This is a genomic window from Vibrio sp. OPT46 (assembly GCF_015163535.1).
Classification (GTDB): domain Bacteria; phylum Pseudomonadota; class Gammaproteobacteria; order Enterobacterales; family Vibrionaceae; genus Vibrio; species Vibrio alginolyticus.
Map to the genome: position 1 here is coordinate 481 of NZ_JADDYG010000312.1, position 407 is coordinate 887.

The window sequence follows — 407 nt, forward strand, 5'->3', positions numbered from 1 at the left end:
ATAGCATTAAACACTTCAATAAATTACGCGAAAAAGGTTTGCAGATATCGGAAGCAATGCGGATTAAAGACGGCTTGTCAGTGTTATTAAAACTGTGGAACCGAGAAGCCGACGTTAAGATGCTACCGAACGTTGCAAATAGATCTTCTGCTACGAATAAAGCGTTCCATATAGAAACAGAACTGAAACCATTATCCAAGATATTGGTTAGGGGAGCGCTGGCCTTTCAGGAAGCAATTGAGAAAAATGGTCTGCTAGATATTCATCCGTTTTTTGATGAAGAGCTTTTTTCTGAGCAAGCGAAGCTCCAAGGATGGACACCACCGCTAACTGCAAATAAGAAATATGGTTTCAAGAAGTGCATGATCCCCGTGCCTGGAACAATAAAGGACAGCTCACTTTCACTT

The 407-nt window shown here is 41.3% G+C and carries 1 pseudogene; it reads left to right on the forward strand.

Annotated elements, in window-relative coordinates:
- Positions 1–407 (forward strand): annotated as a pseudogene (locus tag IQR33_RS15225) (hypothetical protein); the annotation flags it as partial.